Below are 23,736 nucleotides of genomic sequence, written 5' to 3'. Positions count from 1 at the left end.
CTGTTCACGGTTGACGCCGAGCGGCATCTGCTGAATCTTCGCGTGCAGCTCCAGAATCGCGTTGAGGAGCATCTCCGGCCGGGGCGGGCAGCCCGGAAGGTAGATGTCCACCGGCACGACGTGGTCGACGCCCTGCACGATCGCGTAGTTGTTGAACATCCCGCCCGACGACGCACAGACGCCCATCGCCAGCACCCACTTGGGCTCGACCATCTGGTCGTACACCTGCCGCAGCACCGGTGCCATCTTCTGACTCACCCGGCCCGCGACGATCATCAGGTCGGCCTGCCGGGGAGATGCGCGGAAGGCCTCCATGCCGAACCGGGCCAGATCGAAGCGCCCCGAGGTAGTCGCCATCATCTCGATCGCGCAGCATGCGAGACCGAACGTGGCTGGCCACAGCGAACCCTTCCGGGCGTAGCCGGCGACGGTTTCGACGGTGCTCAGCAGGAATCCGCTCGGCACCTTCTCCTCGAGACCCATGCCAGGTTCACCTCCTATCCGCGAGTACCACTTAGTCCCAGCTCAATCCCCCACGCCGCCACTCGTACACGTAAGCCACGGACACGTTGAAGACGAAGACGGCCATCGCGGCCAGCCCGAACAGTCCGAGGGCGTCGAAGTGCACCGCCCACGGGTAGAGGAACACGATCTCGATGTCGAAGATGATGAACAGCATCGCTGTGAGGTAGTACTTCACCGGGATCCGTTGACCACCGGCCCGGCCGGTGGCCGACTGTGGGGTGGGCTCGATGCCGCACTCGTACGCCTCGAGCTTGGCGCGGTTGCGCCGCCTGGGGCCGACGGCGGAGGCGACGAGCACGGAGAACACCGCGAATGCCACGGCGATCGCCCCGAGCACGAGAATCGGCACGTACGCGTTCACTGCGCCCCAGCTCCTCTCGTCGCGAGCCCACAAGGTGACCACGCGCGGCGGGTAGCCACGGGAGACGCACAATCACGCAATCAGGAAAACCCACCCGCCGAATGTGATCTACGACTCAGCGTACCGGGATCGACCCCACGCTTGGCTTCGGTTTTACCCGCGAGTCTCTCGGATGCCGGCCAGGCATCGGCCCGGACCCGATTCCGTCACGCCCGCCGCAGCAGCGGGACGACGGCCTCGGCCAGGCGGAACGGCTCGACGGGGTGCTGGACCACCGCCTCGGCCCGCGACCAGTCCGCGAGCCACCGGTCGTCGGCGCGCCCGGTCAGGACCACGATCGGCGGGGACACGTCGAGCTCGTCCTTGAGTTGCTTGGCAATCCCCATGCCGCCCGCCGGCGTCGCCTCGCCGTCGAGGATCGCCAGGTCGATGCCGCCCGCATCCATCGTGCGGATCACCACCGGCTCCGTCGCGACCTCGACATACTCGAGTTCCGGCACGTCGGGGTGCGGACGGGTGCCGAGGGCGCGCATCACTCGTTCCCGTGTCGAGGCGTCGCTGCTGTAGACGAGTACGCGCAGCGGACCGGAATCATCGGAGCGGACGGTCGGATTGGCCACGGAGCCGATGCTACGGCCGACCGGGTTCCGGCGCCGGGAGGCCGGCCCGCCGGGGGTCGTCACCAGCCCGGGACGGCCACCGGCAGGTAGCGGAACTGCCCGGACGCGGACTGGAAGTTCGCGAGCGCGCGGTCGATGTGCGACGCCGACGATACGAGCACGGCCCCGTCCGCACCCGCGCCGGCGAGGATCTGGGTGGTGTTCCGGGCGTTCTCGACGGTCGAGTGCGAGTCGTTCTCGAGGATGATGTTCGCGGGATTGACACCCCGCAACGTGAGCCCGACAAGCATCGCCTGCGCCTCGGTGTACGGCAGTGCCTGCGTCGGTCCACCCGACACGATCACCCTGTTCTGGGGATGCAGGCGGGCGATCGTGGCCGCGGCGTCGAGACGCGCGTTGAGGACGCCCGGCAGGAGGCCGTCCGCGTTGAGGCGGGCACCGAGCACCACGATGTACCGCGACGCCGGGTCGCCGGTGAGATAGGCATGGGCGGCGCCGTACTGCCCCAGCGAGGCGACGGTGTCACCGATTCCGGCGGCCGCGGTGCGCTGGACGGTGTCGATTCCCTGACCGATGATGCCGGGGATGTTGAGCGATGCGGCCTGGGCGGGAGCCGCCACCAGGGCCGGGAGGAGGGCCACGCCGGCCGCGACAAGTGTGGTTCTCAACTTCTGCATTCGCCTGTGTCTCTTCCGGGTTCGTCGGTCGGTGTCCGTTTGACGCGCGTCACACCCTACGTGGGGAACGCCCGCACGTCATCGCATGCCACACCCCAGGAGCGGCGGCACCCCCGGCACCGGACGGCTCGCACCGCCGATCACCAGGCGTTTCGCAGCGATGCCCAGCGTCAGTTCACGACCAGTGCGAGGGCGAACCCATCCCACCCTTTGGACCCGACGGTCTGTAACGCCGTCGCATCGAGTCGGGGTTCGGCGGCCAACAGGCCGAGGACCTCACGACTCGCGCGGACCGCCTCGTCGTCGAGGTCGGGATTGGACACCGCTCCCCCGCGGATGACGTTGTCGACGACGATCACAGTGCCGGGCCGCGACAGGCGCAGCGCCCAGCGCACGTAGTTGGAGTTGTTGACCTTGTCGGCGTCGATGAACACCAGATCGAACGGCCCCATGCCGTCGGCCTCGACGCCCGGCAACGTGTCGAGCGCGGCGCCGATCCGGATGTCGACCCGGCTGCCGACGCCCGCTCGGTCGAGATTGGCCCGGGCGACCGCTGCGTGCCTGGGTTCGTACTCGAGCGTTACGACGCGGCCGGAGTCGCCGACCGCGCGGGCCAGCCAGATGGTGCTGTAGCCGCCCAGGGTGCCGACCTCGAGCACGCGAGTCGCCCCCACCATGCGGGCCAACAGGTTCAGGAACTTGCCCTGCGCCGGGGACACGTCGATCGGCGGCAACCCGGCCGCCGCGTTCGCAGCCAGCGCGGCCGCCAGATCCTCGTCGGTCCCGACCACCGTCTCGAAGAGAAAGTCGTCCACCTCGACCCAGTGGGCCCGGTCTGCGTCGTCAGCCATGGGCCCACCCTACGGGTGCATCTCGTAGGCGCCGTCGTAGTCGGCGACCTGGTCCCACACCCGCGCGAACCTCTCGGAATCCACCACGGGCTTGCGGATCGAGTCGAGCGCCCACTGCTGCTGGGCGTCCGTGGACGACGGTTTTCCATGCAGCGCAACGGCATACCGCGAGAAGTCCCGTATCTGGACGTCGAAGATCTGCTCCACCAGATCGCGGCCCAGGCCCACGATGTCGGCCTGCTCGAGGATCAGTTGCCCGTACACGACCAGTTCGAACAGGTGCCCGACGGTGAGCAGGAAGTCGAGGTCCTCCCGCTGGGCTTCGTCGGGCCCGGCCGTCGCCAGCAGTGCGCGCAGCGCGAGCGCCTGCTCCAGGAAGCGTCCGACGTTGGGGATGTCGGAGTGCTCGGTGTAGACGCACGTCCAGTCGTGGAACTGCACCTTCGCGGCACCGCGCGTGGGCCCCTGTTCCCAGAAGAACACGTCGTCCGCGGCGTCGTCGCGGGTTCCGACGGCCGGGTAGTCGACGGGATTGAACAGGTAGTTCGGCATGAACTTGAGGATCAGCCCCACGTTGACGTGCACCGTGCCCTCGAGCTTGGGCAGCGTGCCGATCAGCTCGACAGCCTCACGGAAGTACGTGTCCTTCTCGTAGCCCCGCGCGGCGATGACGTCGTGCAGCAGCGCCACCACCGCTTCGCCCTCGGAGGTCACCTTCGCCTTGGTCATCGGATTGAACAGCAGGTAGCGGCGGTCCTCCGGCCCGGCGCTGCGGAAGTAGTCGACGGCGCGGGCGCTGAACAGCTTCATCGCGACCAGGCGGGTGTAGGCGTCGACGAAGTTCGCGCGCACGTGCGGGAAGTCGGTGACGCGCTTGCCGTACAGGATTCTGTTGTGCGCGTGCGTGATCGCCTCGAAGAACGCGTGCTCGCACATCCCGATCGACGCGGTGCACAGGTTGAACTTGCCGACGTTGACGGTGTTGAGCGCCGCCGAGAACGCGTCCGCACCGGTGTGCAGGATGTCCTCCTCGCGCACCGGGTAGTCACGCAACGCGAACGTGCTCACGTACATCTGCCCGTGCACCACGTTGTCGATCAGTCGGTAGTGCAGGTGGTGGCTGTCGGCGACGAAGAAGACGTACCCGTCGGCGCCCTCGACGTCGGTGCGCCGACCGAACACCGACACCATGCCGGCGACGTTGCCGTTGCCGATGTAGTACTTGGTGCCGTTCGCACGGAACACAGCATCGCTGGGGCCGGCAGAGGGCCCCGAGGCCGGCGTGAGGAGCATGTCGGTCGAGTACACGTCGGCGCCGTGCTCGCGTTCGGACAGCCCGAACGCCATCACGCCGCCCGCGTCGAGTTGCTCGGCGGCGCGCTCGCGGGCCGCGGCGTTGGCGCTCATCCAGATCGGCCCGAGCCCGAGCACCGTCACCTGCCACACGTACCAGTACGCGAGGCCGTAGAAGCCGAGAATCTCACTGAGCGCGGCGTTGCGGGCCGCGTCCCATCGTTTGTTGGGGTCACCCCGCGATTCGGCGGCGGGCGTCAGGAACGTCGCGAACAGCTTCTCGCGGCCGACGAAGTCCAGGTAGTCCCGCGTCCACACCGCATGCAGGTCGTCCTGGAGGAGTCGCCGTTTACCGCGGGCTTCGAACCAGTCGATCGTCGCGCGCAGCAATCGGCGGGTATTCGGGTCGAACACCGTCGGGTCGTAGTCGTGCGGATTCAGCAGTACTCGGTCCACCGTCCTCACCCTCCGCAGCGTGAGCATGCGCCCCGGACGGGGCCGCAGCCTCCACTGTCCTCCGGTTCGGACGGCACCACCCCGCGTTTTGCGCACTTATCGTTGCCCCGGTCACCCGATCGGGACCGAAAAGTGCGCAAAACGCGGGGTCAAGCGGTGGTTCAGCCCCGGACGGCCGCGAGGATCTCGGCGAGCGCGCCGTCGGCGGCGATCTCACGGGCCTCGCCGCTGAAGCGGTCACGCAGCTCCACCTTGCCCTCGGCGTAGCCGCGGCCGACGACCACGACGAGTGGGACACCGATCAGCTCGGAGTCCTTGAACTTCACGCCCGGGGACGCCTTGCGGTCGTCGAAGAGGACCTCGATACCGGCCTTGTCGAGCTCGGCGGCCAGAGCCTCGGCGCCTTCACGCGCGGCGTCGTCCTTGTTCGCGATCACCAGGTGCACGTCGAACGGCGTGACCTCGGCGGGCCAGCGCAGGCCCTTGTCGTCGTGGTGCTGCTCGGCGATGACCGCGACCAGGCGGGAGACACCGACGCCGTACGAGCCCATGGTCGGGCGGACCGGCTTGCCGTTCTCGGCCAGCACGTCGACGGCGAACGCGTCCGTGTACTTGCGACCCAGCTGGAAGACGTGGCCGATCTCGATGCCTCGGGCAGCCACCAGCGCACCCGCACCGTCCGGCGACGGATCGCCGTCCCGGACCTCGGCGGCCTCGATGGTGCCGTCCGGGGTGAAGTCGCGGCCGGCGACCAGGTCGACGTAGTGCTTGCCGACGACGTCGGCGCCGGTGATCCACGACGTGCCGTCCACGACGCGCGGGTCGACGAGGTAGCGAACCTCGTTGTCCAGCAGCGCCTTCGGGCCGATGTACCCCTTCGCAAGGAACGGATGCTTCGCGAAGTCCTCGTCGGTGAGCAGCGCGAACTCGGCGGGCTCGAGGGACGCCTCGAGGCGCTTGTCGTCCACCTCGCGGTCGCCCGGGATCCCGATGCCGAGCAGTTCCCACTCGCCGCCGGGCACGCGGGTCTTGACGATGATGTTCTTGAGGGTGTCGGCGCCGGTGATCGTGCGCCCCAGCCCGGCCGCGTTGGCCCACTCGACCAGCGCGTCGATCGTCGGGGTGTCGGGGGTGTCGTGGACCTTGGCCTCCGGCAGGCCGTCGAACGGGATCGGTGCCGGGGCGAGCGTCTTGACGGCCTCGACGTTGGCTGCGTAGCCGGACTCGACGCAGCGGACGTAGGTGTCCTCGCCGATCTCACTCTCGGCCAGGAACTCCTCCGAGGCGCTGCCGCCCATAGCGCCCGACGTCGCCGACACGATCACGTACTTGACGCCCAGGCGCTGGAAGATGCGCTCGTAGGCGTCACGGTGCGCCTTGTACGACTCGGCCAGGCCCTCGTCGGTGAGGTCGAAGCTGTAGGAGTCCTTCATGACGAACTCGCGGCCGCGCAGGATGCCGGCGCGCGGACGCTCCTCGTCGCGGTACTTGGTCTGCACCTGGTAGAGAGTGACCGGGAAGTCCTTGTACGAGTTGTACTCACCCTTGACGGTCAGGGCGAACAATTCCTCGTGCGTCGGGCCGAGCATCATGTCGTTACCCTTGCGGTCCTTCAGCCGGAACAGGCTGTTGCCGTACTCGGTCCACCGGCTCGACGTCTCGTACGGATCGCGCGGCAACAGGGCGGGCAGCAGGATCTCCTGCGCGCCGATCCCGTTCATCTCCTCGCGGACCACGCGCTCCACCTCGCGCAGCACCCGCAGACCCAGTGGCAGCCACGAGTAGACGCCCGGCGCGATGCGCCGCACGTAGCCGGCGCGAACCAGCAGCTTGTGGCTGGCGACCTCGGCGTCGGCCGGGTCGTCGCGGAGTGTGCGGAGGAACAGGTGCGACATGCGGGTGATCACGGGGCACCAGCCTAGTCGCTTGTCCAGCGCAGACGCGCCCCAGGGGACCGGCGCGGGAGACTGGAAGACGTGGACCCCGGGATCTCGCTCCTCGGCGGCTGGCTGCCGCTGACGGTCGAGATCGTCACGGCCGCCGTTCTGGCCATCGTCCTGTGGCGGAGGAGCCGACGCTGGTGGCTGTCATGGGTTCCGGTTGCGGTGGCGCTCGGGGTGGCGGTGGCCGCGACCGCTCGCTGGCTGGTGAACCATCAGGGACTGGCGTCGGATGCCACGCCGCTGCCGCTGTGGCTGTGGTCGGCGCTGTTCGTGGCCTCGATCGCAATCGCGGTCATGGGCTGGCGGGGAACGCGCTGGTGGCGACGCGCCCTGTCGATCCTGCTCGTCCCGCTGACCTTCGCGTGCGTCGCGCTGACGTTGAACGAGTGGGTCGGCTACTACCCCTCCGTGCAGGTCGCGTGGGCGGCGGCGACGGGACGCGCGGTCCCGGGCCAGGTCGACGCATCGGACCTGCCGGACCTGCGCGACACGGGGACGCCGGTGGGCCGGGTCGTCCCCGTCGACATCACCTCGACCGCGAGCGGGTTCGACCATCGCACCGAATACGTCTATCTGCCGCCGGCCTGGTTCGCCGGCGACACCCCACCCGCGCTGCCGGTCCTGATGATGATCGGGGGCGAGTTCAACACTGCCGCGGACTGGATCCGGACCGGGGGCGCCACCGAGACCGCAGACGCCTACGCCCGGTCGCACGGCGGGCAGGCCCCGATCCTCGTGTTCGTCGACGCCGGCGGCAGCTTCGACAACGACACCGAGTGCGTGGACGGACTCCGCGGCAAAGCGGCGTCCCACCTAGTCGACGACGTTCGGCCGTACATCGTGTCCACGTTCGGAGCCTCGCCCGACCCCTCGAGGTGGGGTGTCGTCGGCTGGTCGATGGGCGGCACGTGCGCGGTCGATCTCACCGTCATGCACCCCGACCTCTTCACGACGTTCGAGGACATCGCGGGCGATGCCGCACCGACCGCCGGCACCGATGCACAGACGCTGGCCAGGCTCTACGGCGGCGACCCCGCGCTGCGGGACCGGTTCGATCCGACTGTGGTCATGACGCGGCACGGCCGGTACGTCGGGGTCGCCGGGTGGTTCCAGGTGGCCCGCGGCTCCGACGAGGCGACTGCCGCGGAGCGCTTGTGCACGACGGCGACATCGGCCGGGATCGAGTGCACCGCGCACACCTCGGACGGCCGGCACACGTGGCAGTTCGCAGCGCACGCTTTCGCCGACGCGCTGCCGTGGCTGGCCGCTCGGATCCACACGCCTGCATCGGGATGAACCACCGTCCCGGATCACTGTCACACTCGAGTTCGATCGGGCCAGCAACTGTTACTGCCCCCGTGTCGGGTTCGGATCCACGATCGCCGTCACGATTGTGGACCCACGGTGGCTGCGCACAGCGCGTCAACTGTTCCTCCGGCACCAAATCGATGAGAATTGGGCCCCGGTACGGTATCCATCGTGCTGGTGCTGCTTCCCCCTTCCGAGACGAAGTCCGACGGCGGCAAGGGGGCGCCGCTCGATCTGGGCGAGCTGTCGATGCCGCAGCTGTCCGAGACCCGTGAGACGCTCGTCCAGGCCCTCGTCGACCTGTCGGCCGACACTGAGGCGTCGAACCTGGCCCTCGGGCTCGGCCCCAAGCAGGCCGACGAGATCGAACGCAACGCCAAGCTGTGGGTCTCCCCCACGCGTCCCGCCCTCGAGCGGTACACCGGCGTGCTCTTCGACGCCCTCGACGCGAAATCGTTCACGAAGGTGCAGCGGGAGAAGGCGTTTCGCCGGCTCGCCATGGGTTCGGCTCTTTTCGGCGCGGTGCGGGCCGGTGACCCGATCCCCGCGTACCGGCTCTCCGGCGGCTCCAAGCTCCCCGGCTTCGGCACCCTGCAGGCGCTGTGGAAGCCGGAGCTGTCCGACGCGCTGCTCGCCGAGGCCGACGGGGGCCTGGTGGTGGACCTGCGCTCGGGCACCTACCAGCAACTGGGCCCGGTGCCGGGCGCGATGATCGCGACCGTCCTCACCGAACAACCCGACGGTTCACGAAAAGTCGTCAGCCACTTCAACAAACACGACAAGGGGCTGCTCGCGCGAGCGCTGACCGTGACCCGCGCCGAGCCCGCCGACATCAAGGGCGTCGCCCGCGTCGCCTCCAAGGCGGGGCTGCGGGTGGAGATCGCGTCGGACGCGGAGTTGATCATCCTCACCTGACGCGGCGTCCGAACGGAACGTGGTGCCGCGGCTGTAGCTCGCACAGTCCGGTCGGGGGGCGCACACTGAGGAACGAGGAGCGCTGCCGATGGAACGGACGTCGTGCTGCATCGTGGGTGGCGGCCCGGCCGGAATGGCGCTCGGGCTGCTGTTGGCGCGGTGCGGTGTCCCGGTGACGGTACTCGAGAAGCACGCGGACTTCCTGCGCGACTTCCGCGGCGACACCGTCCACCCGTCCACGCTCACCCTGCTGGACGAACTGGGCCTCGGGGAACGATTCGATCGGCTCCCGCAACGACACGTCGTGTCGGTGCAACTTCCGGTGGGGCCGGGTGGCGCCCCGCTGACCGTCGGCCACCTCGACGCGCTGCCGGTCAAGCGCAACTACATCGCGATGGTTCCGCAGTGGGACCTGTTGGACCTGCTGGCCGACGAGGCCCGTACCGAACCGACGTTCGAACTTCGGATGAACACCGAGGTGGTGTCGTTCATCGACGACGACGGACGCATCGGGGGTGTCCGATACCGGACACCCGACGGCCGCACCGGATCACTCGGCGCGACGCTCACCGTGGCGTGCGACGGCCGCGGCTCGCTCGCCCGCGACATCCCGGCGCTGCGGCTGCGCACGTTCCCGTGTCCGATGGACGCGTGGTGGTTCCGGCTGCCTCGCCGGCCCGAGGACCCGACCGGGTTGGTCGGCAACGTCGGGGACCGCTTCCTGTCCGTGATGATCGACCGCGGCGACTACTGGCAGTGCGGCGCAGTCATTCCCAAGGGTTCGGACGCCACGCGGCGCGCGGCCGGACTCGATCGGTTCGCGAGCGAGTTCCTCACGACCGCGCCGTGGCTCGGCGACCGCGTGCACACCCTGCAGTCGTGGGACCAGGTGAAGCTGCTCGACGTCCGGCTCGACCGGTTGCGGCGCTGGCACCTGCCGGGCCTGCTGTGCATCGGCGACGCCGCGCATGCGATGTCGCCGATCTTCGGGATCGGCATCAACCTGGCGGTGCAGGACGCCGTCGCAGCGGCGCGGTACCTCGCCGGCCGGCTTCCGGCCGACGCCGTACCCGAATCGGCGCTGCGCAAGATCCAGCTGCGTCGGTGGCCGACTGCGGCCGCCATGCAGGCGCTGCAACGGCTCGCCCACGCCCGGTTCGTCGCCCCCGCCCTCGCGGGTGCGCCGCGCCCGGACGTGTCGGTGATACTGCGGCGGATCAGCTCGACGCCGGGCATCTCGCAACTGCCGGCGCGTTTCTTCGCGTTCGGTGCGGTGCGGGAGCGTCCGCCCGCCGCGGCGCGGCGCTGACCGCTCTCACCCGACGCCCACCGGCCGATCCGCCGTGCACGCGTGCAGCGCGGATCGCAGCAGGGCCAGGAGCTCGTCGGGTGAGTCATGGAGGTAGAAGTGGCCGCCGGGGAGAATCCGCACCTCACGCAGATCGATGGTGTGGCGATCCCACGCGCGCAGGTCGCGTTCGCCGACGAGGGGATCCGAGTCGGCCCCGTAGACGTGCACCGGGCACTCGAGCGGAGGTTCACCGCCGTCGCGGGGACCGGCGCACAGGTTCAGGTCGTCGCGGGTCACCGCGAGCGCCTGCGTCAGCCACCCCGGCCAGTCGAGGGCCCCTTCGGGCAGGCCGCCGATCTCGACGAGCAGTCGGGCGAGGCCGGCATCGTCGAGGTCCCCGACCGGGGGCACCGGCGGCGCCAGATGCGGGGCCGAGTACGCCGACACCAGCAACGCTCGCGGCAGTGGGTGCCCAGCCGCCTGCCGCCGACGCGCCAGGCCATACGCGACGAGCGCTCCCATGCTGTGCCCGAAGAACGCGTGCGGAACCGAAAGCGACTCGGACAGATGGGCTTCCAGGTCGTCCAGCAGCGCATCCAGGTCGACGAACCGCGGATCGCCGACACGGCGGCCCCGCCCGGGCAGCTGCACCGGCCACACCGAGACGTGCGGGCTCAGCGCACGGTGCCAGTGCCGGTAGACCGACGCCGCGCCGCCGGCGTGGTGGAAGCAGAACAGGCGCAGAGGCGCGTCGGTCGCCGGCGCGTCGAGATACGGGGTGCGGCCGGTGGCGGTCACGCCGCCACCTCTCCGGATCCGAGGAGGGCGAGTGCCTCGGCGGTAACCCGCACGGCGCGACGGATCTGCTCCTCGGTGTGGCACGAGGTGACGAAGAAGCGCAGCCGAGCGCGGTCCTCCGGCACCGCCGGGTACAGGATGGGATTGACGTTGATGCCGCGCCGGAGCAGCGCGTTGGACAGTTCGAGCGTGCGGAGCGAGTCGCCGACGATGCACGGGATGATCGGAGTGCCACGGCTGTCACCGGTGTCGAGCCCCGCCTCCACTGCGGCCCGCAGGAACAGGGCCGAGTTGCGGTGCAGGCGGCCGAGCACGTCCTGTTCGGTTCGCAACTGCCGGATCGCGGCGAGCGACGCGGCGGCGTTGGGCGGCGAGATGCCCACGCTGTAGACGAACCCTGGGGCGGTGTACCCGAGGAACTGGATCAGTGCCCGGCTACCTGCCACGTAGCCGCCGCACCCGGCGAGCGCCTTCGACATCGTGCCCGACCACAGTTCGACGTCCCGGCGGTCCACACCGAAGTGTTCGCCGACTCCGCCGCCGCGCTCGCCGAGGACGCCGATGCTGTGGGCCTCGTCGATCATCAACAGCGCACGGTGCTTTCGCTTCACCGCGATGAACGCGGGCAGGTCGGCGATGTCGCCGTCCTGGCTGTAGACGCCCTCGATGACGACGAGCACCCGCCGGTACCGGTGCCGGATGTCGGTGAGGATCGCGTCGAGTGCGGCGGCGTCGTTGTGCGGGAACGGCCGACGGGTGGCCCCCGACAGCTTGCAGCCCTGCAGGATGCTGTCGTGCGCGAGGCTGTCGTGGACGACGAGGTCACCTGGTCCGAGCAGGTGCCCGATCACGGTCACGTTGGTCGCGTGCCCGCTGACGAACGCGAGGGCGTCCTCGGTGCCGAGCAGTTCGGCGAGTTCGATCTCGAGTTCACGGTGCACGGGCTTCTCCCCGGACAACAGCCGGCTCGCCGAGCACGAACTGCCGTACCGGGCGGCGGCGTCCTGGACGGACGCCACCACCTCGGGGTGGCCGGACATGCCGAGGTAGTTGTAGCTGGAGAAATTGATCACCTCCTGCCCGTCGATCACCGACGTGTCTCGGGTGACGCCGTCGTTGGTGAGGAAGTACGGGTTGGTGACGCCGAGCGCCTCGCTCGTGTGCAACCGGTCGGCGAGCGCCTGGACCTCCGGGAACTGTTCGATCCGATAGTGCTCGGCGGGGACAGGATCGGCGGGAGGCGGCGCTGGTGGACTCGGCGGTGCCGGGTCGTCGGCGTCGAGGTGCCCGAGGATCCGGTCGATCAGGCTGCCGACGGTGCCGGCCGGGCCGAACCATCCCCGGTCGGGCACCAGCCCGGGGTATGCGGCGGCGAGACCCGCGCACAGGTCGGTGGTCATGATCGAGTCGAAACCGAGGTCGTCGCACAGGGTCTGGGTAGTCCGCACGGCATCCTCGGGATACCCGCTGACACGGGCGGTCTCACGCCGGACGACCGCGGCGACGTCCCCCGGATCCGGAGCGGTCTCGACGGCGGCCGGAGCGGCCTGATTCGGGGGTGCAGGCATGTCCGGCGCGGGTGTCTCGGACCCGGTGGGGTGCGTACCGAGGTGGGCCGCGAGGACCGCGGCCTGCTCGCGGAAGAGGGCGATCAGGTTGTCCATGGTGGGTGTTCCGGTGGTGTCGGTGGTGGTCGCGGGGAGCGCCGAGACTGTCTCCGGTGCGGATGCGGATGCGGTATCGGGCGGTGCCGTCCAGAAGCGCTGGGTGGTGTCGAACCGGTAGCCGCCGAGTCGTCGGCGCACTCGCTGCCCCGGCTCGTACAGCGTGTCCCAGTTCGGGTCCAGGCCGTCGCGGTACAGCGCCGCGACGACGTCGGCCAGCTCCCGGCCGGTCGCGTCCGGTCCGGGGCACGGTGACAGGGTGGCGGTTCCGGGCCGGATGCGGGCGACCAGCGGCCCGAGGACCCTCGACGGCCCGACCTCGATCAGGTGGGTCGGCTCCGCGGCCAGTGCCGTGTTCATCGAATCGGCGAATCGCACTGTGGCACAGATGTGTTCGGTCCAGTAGTCCGCACCCATCGGTTCGTCGACGTCGAGGAGGCGTCCCCGCACCGTCGAGTACACCGGGGTGCGCGGCGCCGCGAACGAGCACGATGCGGCAATCTCGGCGAACGCGTCGACGATCGGCTCCATGAGCGGCGAGTGGAAGGCGTGCGAAACCGCCAGACGCCGGCCGCGCAGCCCGTGCCGGGCGAGCCTCGCCTCGATCCGATCCAGCGCGGCGGTCTCGCCCGAGACGACCACTTCGCGCGGCCCGTTCACGGCGGCGAGCGACACCCGGGGTTCCCCGTCCAGCAGGTCGGACACCTCGTCGGCGCTCCCCCGGACGGCGAGCATGGCACCCCGTCCGGGCAGCGACTGCATGAGCCGCCCACGCGCCACGATCAGTCGGCACGCGTCCGCGACGCTGAAGACCTCGGCGATCGCGGCGGCCGCGTACTCGCCCACGCTGTGCCCGAGCAGCCAGGCGGGTTCCACCCCGGCCGACAGCAGCGCCCGGGCGAGCGCGTACTCGACCGCGAAGATCGCCGGCTGCGCGTGTGCGGTTCGATCGATATCCTTGCGGGACAGCACGTCCCGCACCGAATGCCCGAGGTGGGGTGCCATCTGTCGGTCCACCTCGTCGAGGGCCGTGCGGAAGTCGGCCGACGACTGCTGCAGCGCTGCACCCATGCCGGGGTACTGCGAGCCCTGACCGGTGAACAGCCATCCGGCGTCGATCGGCGCGGCCACCCCGGTCGCTGCCGCGAACCGCTGCTCGTCCGACGCAAGTTCGCGCAGGGCAGCCACGACACCGTCACGGTCGGTGGCCGGCACCGCCAGACGGTGGCGACCGGACGCCTCGATCACGTTACTGGACCAGCACAGCTGGGACAGCCGGTCGGCGGGCTGCTCGGCGATGCGCTCCGCGACCCGGGCAGCATTGCGGCGCAGCCCTTCCCGGTCCGTCGACGACACCGTGAACACTCCTCGTCCCGCGGCACCGGGGGCGTCCGGACGCTCGGGCGCGCTCCTGAGCACCAGGTGGGCGTTGGTGCCGCCGATCCCGAAACTGCTCACCGCGCCGTGCGCCGCGTCCGCCGGCAGGTCAAGGGGTTCGGCGATCAGCGCGAGTCCGTGGTCGGCCAGTCGCAACCGGAGGTTCTCCTGGTCGGCGTAGCGGCTCGGCGGGACCACCCGATGGCGCAGGCTGAGCGCCACCTTGATGAGCCCGGCGACGCCCGCCGCGCCCTCGGTATGGCCGAGGTTGCCCTTGATCGAACCGATCCCGCAGGGCCGGGGCCGCGGGACGGCGTGGACCTGGCCGAGGGCCTTGATCTCGATCATGTCGCCGAGCACGGTCCCGGTGCCGTGCGCCTCGACGAAGTCGATCTGGTGCGCGTCGACTCCGGCCCGGCGGTAGGCCTGCTCGACGACCCGCTGCTGCGCCCAGCGGTTGGGTGCGGTGATCCCGTTGCTGCGGCCGTCGGAGTTCACGGCGCCGCCGACGATCACCGCGTGGATCGGAAGTCCCTCGGCCACAGCGTCGTCGAGCCTGCGCAGGACCACCACCGCGACACCCTCCCCGCGACCGATGCCGTCGGCGTTCCCGCTGAACGGCTTGCACCGCCCGTCCGGCGCGGACAGTCCGGCCTGCGTGTAGAAGACGTTGAGCGTCGGGGTGAGGGCGATGTTGACGCCCCCGGCCAACGCCTGGTCGCACTCGCCGGACCGCAGCGCCGAGCACGCCTGGTGGACGGCGACGAGCGACGACGAGCACGCGGTGTCGATCGCGACACTCGGGCCGTGCAGGTCCAGGTGGTAGGAGATCCGGTTCGCGGTCATGAAATAGCCGTTGCCGGCCCCCAGTCGGGGCGTGATCCGGCGTGGGTCCCGCAGGTGCAGGTGCGCCCACTCGTTCGCCATCACGCCGATGAACACGCCGGTGTCCGAGCCGGCCTGGGCACGCGGATCCACCGCGGCGTCCTCGAAGGCGCGCCACGCGGACTGCAGCAGCAGGCGCTGCTGTGGGTCCATCGCCGCCGCCTCGTGCGGGGAGATTCCGAAGAACTCGGCGTCGAACGCGTCCGCGTCGGACAGGAATCCACCGGTCCGATTGTTGACGGTGCCGGCGGCGCCGTCGGGGTCGTACATCTCGTCGGCCCGCCACCGCTGCTCGGGGACCTCGGTGATGCCGTCCCCGCCGGCCGTCAGCAGGGCCCACAGCGCGTCCGGGTCGGGCGCCTGCGGAAACCGGCAGTCGAGCCCCACGATCGCGACGGCGGTCATCGCGTCCCCGCGTCCTCGACGACGAGCCGGGCGACGACGTGCCCGGCGATCTCGGCGATGGTCGGGTAGTCGTAGACCAGGATCGGGTCGGCCTGGATGCGCCAGCGCTGCTCGATGTCGCCGCACAGACCGACGGCGGAGACCGAGTCCAGCCCGAGTTCGGCGAGCGGCATCTCCGGATCGATCGCGGCGGCCGGGACGTCGAGGTAGGTGGCCACCCGGCTGCTGAGCCAGCGGGCAACCTGCGCGTGGGTAGGGGTGGTGTTCATGGTTACTCTCTCCTCGTCTCGTGGTGGGCGCTACGCGGTCCGAAGGCGCTGCACCGCCGGATCGACGCACTCGTGAAGCACACGGATCCGGTTCTCCAGGAATGATTTCCGCATCGACCGACGCTGCACCTTGCCGCTGGTGGTGCGGTGGATTCCGCGTCGCTCGACGAACACGACCTCGGGGGCCGGCAGGTCGAAGGCGCGCGCCACCGCAGAGCGGACCCGGACGGTGAGCTCCGCCAGGGTGAGCCCGTCCAGCAGGGTGTCCCGCACGCCCTGGATCACTACCAGGCGCTCACGGTGGTCGCAGTCGACGGCGACGGCCACCCCGGCGGTGCCGGCGAGCGCCGGATGCACCTGCCCCACGACGTCCTCGATGTCCTGCGGATACAGGTTGCGGCCGTTCACGATCAGCAGGTCGTCGAGCCGTCCGGTGACGAACAGGTGCCCCCGGTTCGTCAGCCCGAGGTCACCGGTCCGCAGAAACGGGCCGATCCCGTGGGCGCGCGCGTCGAACCTGGCAGCGGTTTCCTGTGCGTGGCCGAAGTATCCGACCGCGACGCTGCGTCCGCGCACCCAGATCTCGCCGACCCGGTTGTCCGGTAGGACGTCTCCGGTGTCCGGGTCGACGACGAGGACCTCCGAGTTCCGCGGTGTGCCGCTGCTGACCAACTGCACCGCGCCGTCGTCGCCGGCCGGGACGGCGCGGTGCCGTTCGAGTTCGACCGGGTCGACGTCCAGGTGGCGGGGCGCGGAGCCGACCGGGTGGGCGGTCACCATCAGCGTCGTCTCCGCCATGCCGTAGGCCGTGACGAGGGCGTCCGCCCGGAGCCCGGCCGCCGCGAAGCGGTCGATCACCGCCGTCAGGGTGCGGGGCCGGATCGGCTCCGCACCGTTGAGCGCCACCCGCAGCGACGACAGGTCGAGCGTGGCCGCCTCGGATTCGGTCACCCGGCGGGCGATCAGGTCGTAGGCGAAGTTCGGTGCCACCGTCAACTCGGCACGGTGACGCGAGATGAGTTCGAGCCACCGCACGGGTCGCTTGAGGAACGCCGTCGGCGACATGAAGACGAGGTTCGCGCCCGCGAACAGGGGCTGGAGCATCCCCACCAGCCCCATGTCGTGGAAGTGCGGCAGCCACTGCACCGTCGTCGCGCCGTCGTGGGAGCCGACCGCCTCGGCGATCGTCATCTCGTTGTGCATCAGGTTGGCGTGGGTGACGATCACGCCCTTGGGGCTGCCGGTGGAGCCTGACGTGTACTGGAGATAGGCCACCGTGCCCCCGTCGATCCGCGGCGTCCGCCAGGCGGCCTCGTCGCCGAGGTCGGCGTCGGTGCCCGCGACCGTCACAGTGCCCGGGCACCCGCTGTCGCGGATCCACTCACCGACGGCCTGCACGAGTGCCGGGGCGGTGAGCACGAGGCGGGCCCCCGAGTCGGCGAGGATGCCGGCGACACGCCGCGTGCCCTGCGCGCCGTGCGGCACCGGGGCGGGAACGGCGACTACGCCCGCGTACAGACAGCCCAGGAAGGCCGGGAGGAAGTCGGCGCCGTCGGCGTACAGGAGCAGCACCGGCCGACGCGATTCGGGTTGCGCGGCCAGCCACGCCGCAATCGCTCGGGCCCGGCGGTCGAGTTCGCGGTAGGTGACGGTCTCGGCGACGAGGTCGAGGCCGACTTCACGGTGGTAGGTGCAGGATCGGGCGCCCCCGTACACCGCGGCCTGGGCGCGGAAGTGGGCGACGAAGGTGGCGTGCACGGTGACTCTTTCTCCGTGGGAGGCGCGGCCGTCTCCGGCGTCGCGCTGTGAACGCCTTCAACCCTCCGTGACGGACGAATCGGCCACCACCGACCCTGGGTGTGGACAGTGCCCACCCCAGGGCCTACAGCCGGGGATCGACGGGCTCGGATTCGAGTGCCAGCACCGCGAACACCGCCTGGTGGATCTTCCACAGCGGCTCCGCTCTCACCAGGCGATCGAGTGCTTCGACGCCGAGCGCGTACTCGCGCAGGGCCATCGTGCGCTTGTGGTCGAGCGACCGCGCGCGCAGGCGTTCGAGGTTGGCGGGCTCGGTGTAGTGCGGTCCGTAGATGAGCCGCAGGTACTCGCGCCCGCGCACCTTGATACCGGGCTGGACGCGGCGGTCGACGCCACTCTGGCCGTGCACCTGATTCCCCGCCGGCTTGACGACCATCCCCTCGCCGCCCGACGCCGTGAGCTCCTCCCACCACGCCGTCGCCGCGGCCGTCGATTCGTCGGAGCTCAGATCGACCTGCAGGCGCCGGGTCGTGGTCACCAGCTCCGGAGCCGCCTGCGCGAGACGATCGGCCACCGTCAGGTGCCATTCGTGGTCGCGGTCCCCGTACGTCCGCCCCTCGGTGGCGAGGGCCTGGAACGGCGCCACTCGCACCCCGTCCAGGCCGTCCGTCGGCCACACGTACCGCCGGTAGGCCGCGACGTAGCCGTCGATGTCTTCGCGCCTCGACGCCGTGCGCCGCTCCGCGTCCGCCACATCGAGTCCGCGGCCGGCCGCCTCCGCCAGCACCTCGGCCCGCGCCGACAGGTCCGCGGACGCGGCCGCCCCCACCGCCGCGTACTGCCCCCGCAACAGGGGTTCGGCCTTCGCCGACCACGGCAGCAGCTCGGTGTCGAGCAGGATCCAGTCGGTGCCGAGTTCGTCCCACAGCCCGGCCCGGTCGACCGCGTCCGCGAGCCCGCGCACCAGCTTCTCGGTGAGCGACTCGTCGAACACCCGGCGCCCAGTCCGGGTGTAGACGATCCCGGAGAGTCCGTCGCCGCCACCGAACCGCCGCTGCGCGGCATCCGCGTCCCGGCACACGAGCGCCACCGCGCGCGAACCCATGTGCTTCTCCTCGCAGAGGACCAACTCGATCCCGGCACCGCGGTACTCGGCGAACGCCGCGGCCGGATGCTCGAGCAGTCCCGGCAACGCGGACGTCGCGCACGGCGCCATCGTGGGCGGCAGATAGAACAACCACTGCGGGGGCACCGCGAACCGGCTCATCACCTCGAGCGCGCCCGCCGCGTTCTCCGGGCGGATCGACACACGTCCCCGCAGCGCCGTCTCCACGCCGCCGACCCCGACGACGTCGTCGAGGTCGAGGCCGTGCGGGTCCGGGGTCTGCCGATGCAACGGCACCGCCGGCTCGTACCAGACCCGCTCGGCGCGGACCGAGACCGTCTCCTTCTCCGGGTACCGGAGGGCGGACAGTTCACCGCCGAACACGCACCCCGTGTCCAGGCACAACGTGTTGTTGACCCACCGCAGCTCCGTCGTGGGCGTGTGCCCGTAGAGAACCATCGCCGATCCCCGATAGTCCTGCGCCCACGGGTACCGGACCGGCAGACCGAATTCGTCCGTCTCCCCGGTGGTCTCGCCGTACAGCGCGAACGACCGTACCCGCCCCGACGCCCGGTTGTGGTACTCCTCCGTGAGCCCGGCATGCGCCACGACCAGGCGTCCGCCGTCGAGCACGAGGTGCGCCACGAGGCCGTCGCAGAAGGACGCGACCTGTCTGCGGAACTCGTCGCTCTCCCCCGACAACTGGTCGAGCGTCTCGGCCAGACCATGCGACGGCGTGACCTTGTGACCGCGCAGCGCCTTCACCAGCTTGTTCTCGTGGTTGCCCGGGACCGCCAGCGCGTGACCCGCGGCAACCATGCCCATCACGAGTCGCAGCACGCCCGGCGCGTCGGGTCCGCGGTCGACGTAGTCGCCGAGGAACACCACCGTCCGCCCGTCGGGGTGGTGGGCGTCGACGGCCCGGCCCCGATCGTCCCGATCGATCGTGTAACCCATTCGGCCGAGCAGCGTTTCGAGTTCACGACGGCAGCCGTGGATGTCGCCGATCACGTCGAACGGACCGGTCAGGTCCCTGCGGTCGCTCCGCAGCGGCACCCGTTCGATGACGGCCGCACCGACCTCCTCGACGCCGCGCAGCACGTGCACCGACCGGAAGCCCTCGCGGGACAGGCCGTTCATCGAACGGGACAGCGCCCGATGCTGACGGCGCACCACGTCGCGCCCGAAGGAGCGATCGGGTCTCGCCAGAGTGCGCTCGGCACACACCGATTCGGGTAGGTCGAGCACGATCGCGACCGGCAGCTGGTCGTGCCGTCGGGCCAGTTCGATCAGTGACTTCCGCGCGGACGGCTGCACATTCGTGGCGTCGACGACGGTGAGCCGGCCGGCGGCCAACCGCTTGCTCACCACCAGGTTCAGCACCTCGAACGCGTCGGCGGTGGATTCCTGCGAGTTCGGATCGTTGCTGACCAGTCCGCGGCAGAAATCGCTGGATATGGTCTCGAAGGGCCCGAAGTGGGTGGCCGCGAACGTGGACTTGCCCGATCCGCTGACGCCGATCAGGACGACCAGACTCGGGTCCGGTATCTCCAGCACGCTCATGCGTTCGCTCCTTCGAGGGTGAAGACCGCCAGCTGAGTTGGCGCGCCGACGCTCGCGTCTGCGGGTCCGACGGCCCCGAGATCGGCGACGTAACCGTAAGTGGCCGAAACAGATTCGGCCCACTCGCGGAACTGCTCGCGATCGAACTCGAAGCGGTGGTCGGGGTGCCGGAACTCCCCCGGAGCCAGCGAGGGATACAGCGCGTTGTACTCACAGTTCGGTGTCGTCACGACGACGGTGCGGGGGCGCATCTCCCCGAACACCGACCGCTCGAGGGCGGGAAGCCGGGGCGGATCGATGTGCTCGATCACCTCCATCAGGACCGCCGCATCGAATCCGGCGAGACGGCCGTCGCGGTAGACGACCGACGAGTGCAGCAGCGAGAGCCGTTCACGCTGCGCGTCGGAGAACTCCTCGGTGCGCAGCCGTCGTCGAGCGCGCTGCAGTTCCCCGTCGCTGACGTCGACGCCGACGATCCGGGTGAACTGTGGCGACGCGAGCAGTTCCCGTAGCAACCGGCCGTCACCGCATCCGACATCGACGACGCGTGCGGCGCCCGACCCGGCGAGCGCGGCCAGAACGGCGTCGACGCGGAGGTCGGCGAGTCGCGGATCGCGGGAGCGGACCGGGCGGTCCCGCTCGACACCGGCGTCGTCGGACAGCAGATCCGCGACGGTCTGGACGAGTTCACGCTGATGTGCCAGGTAACGCGAACTGATCAGCGCCGACTCGGGATGCCCGGGCAGCCACTCTCCGGCTGTCCGGACGAGCTTCTCGGTCTCCTCCCGGCCGACCCAGTAGTGCTTCACGTCGTCGAGCACCGGCAGCAGCACGTACAGGTGTCGCAGCGCCTCCGACACCGTCAGGGTCGCCGACATGGTGACGTCGACGTACTCGGAGGCACCCCAGTCGGGAAGTTCCACATCGAGGGGAATCGGCGCTGCTGTCACAGTCCACCCCAGTGGCCCGAACAGCCGGGCGGGTAGGTCCGGGCCGCCCCGCGACGGCAGTACCGGGACCCGCACCGTCAGCTGCGCAGGGCGGTCGACCAGTTCGGGATGCGACCGGCAGGTCGCGGCGAGTGCGGTCGAAAACACCCTCCCGAGCGCGACCGCGAGCATCGACGATGCCGCGTACGGGCGATCGTTGACGTACTGTCCCAGCGCGAAACCGTCCCTGCCCCTGCGCATCCGGCTGCGGGCCAGCTCGACGGGATCGACGTCGAGCATCAGGGCGACGGTGCATCGTTGTGGGCCGACCGCCGGGTACAGCACTGTCGCGGTCCCGACCGACAGGTCGAAGTCCTGCACCTTGTCCGGGTGCTTGTGCAGCACGTATCCGAGATCGGACGCGTCGGACCAGTTCCCCCCGGCCTCCACGGTCAGCGTGAGCAGCATGTCCGGACGCTATCAGGGCGACCCGGGACAATCACGACATTTACGGCTCAGCGCCGCCGTAGGGCGCTTTCGAGGATGCCCTGGCCGACCTCGAGGGTGCGCTGCACCTCGTCCGGCGTCAGCCGAAGCCGATCCGGGCGGAAGCCCAACGCGGTCACTCCGTTCCACGCCCCCCAGAGGAACCGCATCACCTCGCGCGGCGGCACCGCGCGGACACTGCCGTCCGCCATGGCCTCGACCAGATCCTGCTCGACGGTCCCGACGAGCGCCTCGACGCGGGCGGCGACGCGATCCTCGATCTCGGCCAGCGCCGGATCCGTGACAGGGTCGAGGACCCGCAAGGCGACCATCCGGAAATGTTCTGGGTAATCGAGCGCAAACCGCATGTACGCGTGCCCGGCGGCGAGGACGCGGTCGAGCGGCGGGAGTGCCCGGTCCACCGAGGCCATCGCCTCGGTGTTGACCTCGAGCGCCTGGTCGACGAGCGCCAGATAGAGGCCCTCCTTGGACTGGAAGTGGAAGTACACCGCACCCACCGAGACATCAGCGGCCGCAGCGATCTCGTCTATCGTCGTGCGCTGCACGCCGCGCTCGGCGAACAGCGGGCGGGCGGCCGCCATGATCGCCCGACGAGTCCGAGCACGGCGGCGGTCCGGACGACGGGCCCCGAGCCCGGGGGCAGTGCCGGATGTGTCTGGCGCTTCGGAATCCATGCCTGAATTCTGGGTGACGCTACCGCGCGCGGTAACGCCGGTGTGCAGTTCGGGCGATGCCGCAGAACCCGATCGACGTCGCGACGAAGGATCCGACGACCGGGACCAGGTAGGCCGGCCGGTCCTCGAGGTCCGGCCTGAATGCGAGCGGGAGAAACGCGAACGCATTCGTCCAGGCACCGACCGCGAGGGCCGTCGTCGTCAGGCGCGGCGCCTCGGGCACGGCCATCCCGCAGATCGCCGTGAACCCGCCGAGCATGGCCAGATCGAGGTGCCACTGCCGGATTCGTTGCGGCGCACGCACACCGAGCGCACGCATCGTCTCCGGCCTCCGCCGGAGCGCGGCGACGACCCAGCCCGACACCGCGCCGGTGGCGAGCTCGGTCAACCCGCTGACGACGAGCGCCGACGGCGCCGCAGTGACGGCCCTGCCGGTCATCGGAGGGCCCCCGCGGGTCGATGGGTCTGATGTCCGCGGGTCCGGGCGTACTGGGCCCGACCGTAGGGGTTCTGGTACGCCCACGCCAGCGCCGGAAGAACGCCGCGTTTCTGCAGCCAGAACCGGTCGGGCAGCGGGCGAGGAGCCGAGCGGACGAGCTCGATGTCCGCGACCGCGATCCCGGGTCCCTCGTCGCGCCGGCGGAGCGCCAGGACCGTGCCGTCCGCGGCGGTCACCGACGCTCCGCCCTGGTAGTGGCCACCGTAGGACATCCCGACGAGCGGCATCGGGCAGTTCAGCGGTCCGGAGTGGGCGGCGTGCACGACGGGAGCGCCGCAGTAGGTCGCGAAGACCGACGGTGCCTCGACGGCGCGGGCGTTGTTGCGCTGCTCCAGCCACCGGGTCAACGGGCGGGGCGGCCACGCCGGGATGGACCACCAGCCGGACCCGGACAGCACGAGGTCCACCTGACCGGCCAGGCGCTCGGCGGTCTGGGTGCGCAGCAGCTCCCAGCACATTGCCGTGCCGATCATGTTCTCCCCGGCACGGATTCGACCCGGATCGCCGCCGCCGATGTACAACGAGCTCTCCCACATCGTCGGCATGTCCTTGTCGTGGCGGCCGAGGATGTCGCCGTCGGGTCCGGCCAGGAAGAAGGCGTTCCGGACGTGGCCGTCAGTGTCGCGCACAAGGCTCGAGCCTCCGACGTGGACGCCGTACGTTCGGGCGAGGGCCCGCAGCAGGCGGGTGGGCGCACCGTCCGCAGCCGGGGCGTTCTGCGCCAACTCGGGCCGGTTAGCCACGCCCGTGGAGAAGAACTCCGGCAGCACGATCCACTGCGCCCCCTCCCGGACCGCCCGCTCCGCCAGGTCCGAGCACATGCCGAGGTTCGCATCGATGTTGCCGACCTCGGCCTCGACCTGAAGCGCAGCCACACGCGTCGATTTCGCCATCTCGAGATCCCATCGTCCGAGCAAATTCTGAACATGACTGCAAATCTGAGTCTGACTTTAAAATTGTTGAGGGTTGGGCGCAAGAGGCACTCGGAACGAACCCGGCGGAACCGGAACAGCCCGGTTGGCGTCGATACCCTTTTCCCGGTGGTCCGCGTGCGGAACCGGAT

The 23,736-nt window shown here is 70.2% G+C and carries 18 protein-coding genes and 1 pseudogene; 3 read left to right on the top strand and 16 right to left on the bottom strand.

The window, feature by feature from the left end:
- Positions 1-27: 27 nt before the first annotated feature.
- From ABTV10_RS09815 to ABTV10_RS09785, 7 genes and pseudogenes are all read right to left on the bottom strand, one after another.
- Positions 28-483, bottom strand: a pseudogene (locus ABTV10_RS09815) (NuoB/complex I 20 kDa subunit family protein); the annotation flags it as partial.
- A 31-nt stretch (positions 484-514) separates the two neighbouring features.
- Positions 515-886, bottom strand: a complete 372-nt coding sequence (locus ABTV10_RS09810; protein WP_499034354.1) for an NADH-quinone oxidoreductase subunit A — start codon at positions 884-886, stop codon at positions 515-517.
- A gap of 206 nt (positions 887-1,092) precedes the next feature.
- On the bottom strand, positions 1,093-1,506 hold the full coding sequence (locus ABTV10_RS09805) for an Rv3143 family two-component system response regulator (RefSeq protein WP_499034353.1): 414 nt from the start codon (positions 1,504-1,506) through the stop codon (positions 1,093-1,095).
- Between the two features lie 59 nt (positions 1,507-1,565).
- Positions 1,566-2,183, bottom strand: coding sequence for a YdcF family protein (locus ABTV10_RS09800; RefSeq protein ID WP_499034352.1), 618 nt, complete (start codon positions 2,181-2,183; stop codon positions 1,566-1,568).
- Between the two features lie 170 nt (positions 2,184-2,353).
- A complete protein-coding gene (locus ABTV10_RS09795) occupies positions 2,354-3,034 on the bottom strand; it encodes an O-methyltransferase (RefSeq protein ID WP_499034351.1) in 681 nt (226 codons plus the stop codon).
- 9 nt (positions 3,035-3,043) lie between these two features.
- Positions 3,044-4,783: an acyl-CoA dehydrogenase family protein gene (locus ABTV10_RS09790; protein WP_499034350.1), complete on the bottom strand. Its 1,740-nt coding sequence runs from the start codon at positions 4,781-4,783 to the stop codon at positions 3,044-3,046.
- Positions 4,784-4,944: 161 nt separating this feature from the next.
- Positions 4,945-6,690 carry a proline--tRNA ligase gene (locus tag ABTV10_RS09785; protein ID WP_499034349.1) on the bottom strand — a complete coding sequence of 582 codons (1,746 nt, stop codon included), beginning with the start codon at positions 6,688-6,690 and terminating at the stop codon, positions 4,945-4,947.
- A 69-nt stretch (positions 6,691-6,759) separates the two neighbouring features.
- On the opposite strand from ABTV10_RS09785, the gene ABTV10_RS09780 reads away from it, so the two are divergent.
- The 3 genes from ABTV10_RS09780 to ABTV10_RS09770 all read left to right on the top strand — a co-directional run bounded on the left by ABTV10_RS09780 (position 6,760) and on the right by ABTV10_RS09770 (position 10,258).
- Positions 6,760-8,022, top strand: coding sequence for an alpha/beta hydrolase (locus ABTV10_RS09780; protein WP_499034348.1), 1,263 nt, complete (start codon positions 6,760-6,762; stop codon positions 8,020-8,022).
- Positions 8,023-8,205: 183 nt separating this feature from the next.
- The gene (gene yaaA / locus ABTV10_RS09775; RefSeq protein ID WP_499034346.1) at positions 8,206-8,949 is read left to right on the top strand and encodes a peroxide stress protein YaaA; all 744 of its coding nucleotides are present in this window, start codon (positions 8,206-8,208) and stop codon (positions 8,947-8,949) included.
- Positions 8,950-9,037: 88 nt separating this feature from the next.
- Entirely contained in the window at positions 9,038-10,258 is a 1,221-nt protein-coding gene (locus tag ABTV10_RS09770; RefSeq protein ID WP_499034345.1) for an FAD-dependent oxidoreductase, read from the top strand.
- 6 nt (positions 10,259-10,264) lie between these two features.
- On the opposite strand, the gene ABTV10_RS09765 is transcribed toward ABTV10_RS09770, so the two are convergent.
- From ABTV10_RS09765 to ABTV10_RS09725, 9 genes are all read right to left on the bottom strand, one after another.
- Complete coding sequence (locus ABTV10_RS09765) at positions 10,265-11,038, bottom strand: thioesterase II family protein (RefSeq protein ID WP_499034342.1); 774 nt, start codon at positions 11,036-11,038, stop codon at positions 10,265-10,267.
- Complete coding sequence (locus ABTV10_RS09760; RefSeq protein ID WP_499034341.1) at positions 11,035-15,369, bottom strand: type I polyketide synthase; 4,335 nt, start codon at positions 15,367-15,369, stop codon at positions 11,035-11,037. The genes ABTV10_RS09765 and ABTV10_RS09760 overlap by 4 nt, the downstream gene beginning before the upstream one ends.
- Positions 15,366-15,638, bottom strand: coding sequence for an acyl carrier protein (locus tag ABTV10_RS09755; RefSeq protein WP_499034340.1), 273 nt, complete (start codon positions 15,636-15,638; stop codon positions 15,366-15,368). The genes ABTV10_RS09760 and ABTV10_RS09755 overlap by 4 nt, the downstream gene beginning before the upstream one ends.
- Positions 15,639-15,668: 30 nt before the next feature.
- Positions 15,669-17,396, bottom strand: a complete 1,728-nt coding sequence (locus ABTV10_RS09750) for a fatty acyl-AMP ligase (RefSeq protein WP_499034339.1) — start codon at positions 17,394-17,396, stop codon at positions 15,669-15,671.
- A gap of 124 nt (positions 17,397-17,520) precedes the next feature.
- Positions 17,521-20,064, bottom strand: a complete 2,544-nt coding sequence (locus ABTV10_RS09745) for a polynucleotide kinase-phosphatase (RefSeq protein WP_499034337.1) — start codon at positions 20,062-20,064, stop codon at positions 17,521-17,523.
- Complete coding sequence (locus ABTV10_RS09740) at positions 20,061-21,461, bottom strand: 3' terminal RNA ribose 2'-O-methyltransferase Hen1 (protein WP_499034334.1); 1,401 nt, start codon at positions 21,459-21,461, stop codon at positions 20,061-20,063. Before ABTV10_RS09740 ends, ABTV10_RS09745 begins: the two co-directional genes overlap by 4 nt.
- A gap of 47 nt (positions 21,462-21,508) precedes the next feature.
- Positions 21,509-22,174: a TetR/AcrR family transcriptional regulator gene (locus ABTV10_RS09735; RefSeq protein ID WP_499034332.1), complete on the bottom strand. Its 666-nt coding sequence runs from the start codon at positions 22,172-22,174 to the stop codon at positions 21,509-21,511.
- 19 nt (positions 22,175-22,193) lie between these two features.
- Positions 22,194-22,613: a hypothetical protein gene (locus tag ABTV10_RS09730; protein WP_499034330.1), complete on the bottom strand. Its 420-nt coding sequence runs from the start codon at positions 22,611-22,613 to the stop codon at positions 22,194-22,196.
- Positions 22,610-23,566 (bottom strand): carbon-nitrogen hydrolase family protein, encoded by a 957-nt coding sequence (locus ABTV10_RS09725; RefSeq protein ID WP_499034328.1) that lies wholly within the window; start codon positions 23,564-23,566, stop codon positions 22,610-22,612. Before ABTV10_RS09725 ends, ABTV10_RS09730 begins: the two co-directional genes overlap by 4 nt.
- Positions 23,567-23,736: the final 170 nt, after the last annotated feature.

Origin of the sequence: Paraburkholderia sp. RHO2, from assembly GCF_050955445.1 — a bacterium.
Taxonomy (GTDB): domain Bacteria; phylum Actinomycetota; class Actinomycetes; order Mycobacteriales; family Mycobacteriaceae; genus Prescottella; species Prescottella agglutinans_A.
Note: the sequence above shows the minus strand (reverse complement) of the source record. Positions and strands in the feature narration are given on the sequence as shown.

Coding starts and splice junctions, on each gene's coding strand:
- ABTV10_RS09800 (WP_499034352.1), bottom strand. CDS start 2,183: ATGCAGAAGTTGAGAACCACACTTGTCGCGGCCGGCGTGGCCCTCCTC.
- ABTV10_RS09795 (WP_499034351.1), bottom strand. CDS start 3,034: ATGGCTGACGACGCAGACCGGGCCCACTGGGTCGAGGTGGACGACTTT.
- ABTV10_RS09770 (WP_499034345.1), top strand. CDS start 9,038: ATGGAACGGACGTCGTGCTGCATCGTGGGTGGCGGCCCGGCCGGAATG.
- ABTV10_RS09760 (WP_499034341.1), bottom strand. CDS start 15,369: ATGACCGCCGTCGCGATCGTGGGGCTCGACTGCCGGTTTCCGCAGGCG.
- ABTV10_RS09755 (WP_499034340.1), bottom strand. CDS start 15,638: ATGAACACCACCCCTACCCACGCGCAGGTTGCCCGCTGGCTCAGCAGC.
- ABTV10_RS09745 (WP_499034337.1), bottom strand. CDS start 20,064: ATGAGCGTGCTGGAGATACCGGACCCGAGTCTGGTCGTCCTGATCGGC.
- ABTV10_RS09740 (WP_499034334.1), bottom strand. CDS start 21,461: ATGCTGCTCACGCTGACCGTGGAGGCCGGGGGGAACTGGTCCGACGCG.
- ABTV10_RS09735 (WP_499034332.1), bottom strand. CDS start 22,174: ATGGATTCCGAAGCGCCAGACACATCCGGCACTGCCCCCGGGCTCGGG.
- ABTV10_RS09730 (WP_499034330.1), bottom strand. CDS start 22,613: ATGACCGGCAGGGCCGTCACTGCGGCGCCGTCGGCGCTCGTCGTCAGC.
- ABTV10_RS09725 (WP_499034328.1), bottom strand. CDS start 23,566: ATGGCGAAATCGACGCGTGTGGCTGCGCTTCAGGTCGAGGCCGAGGTC.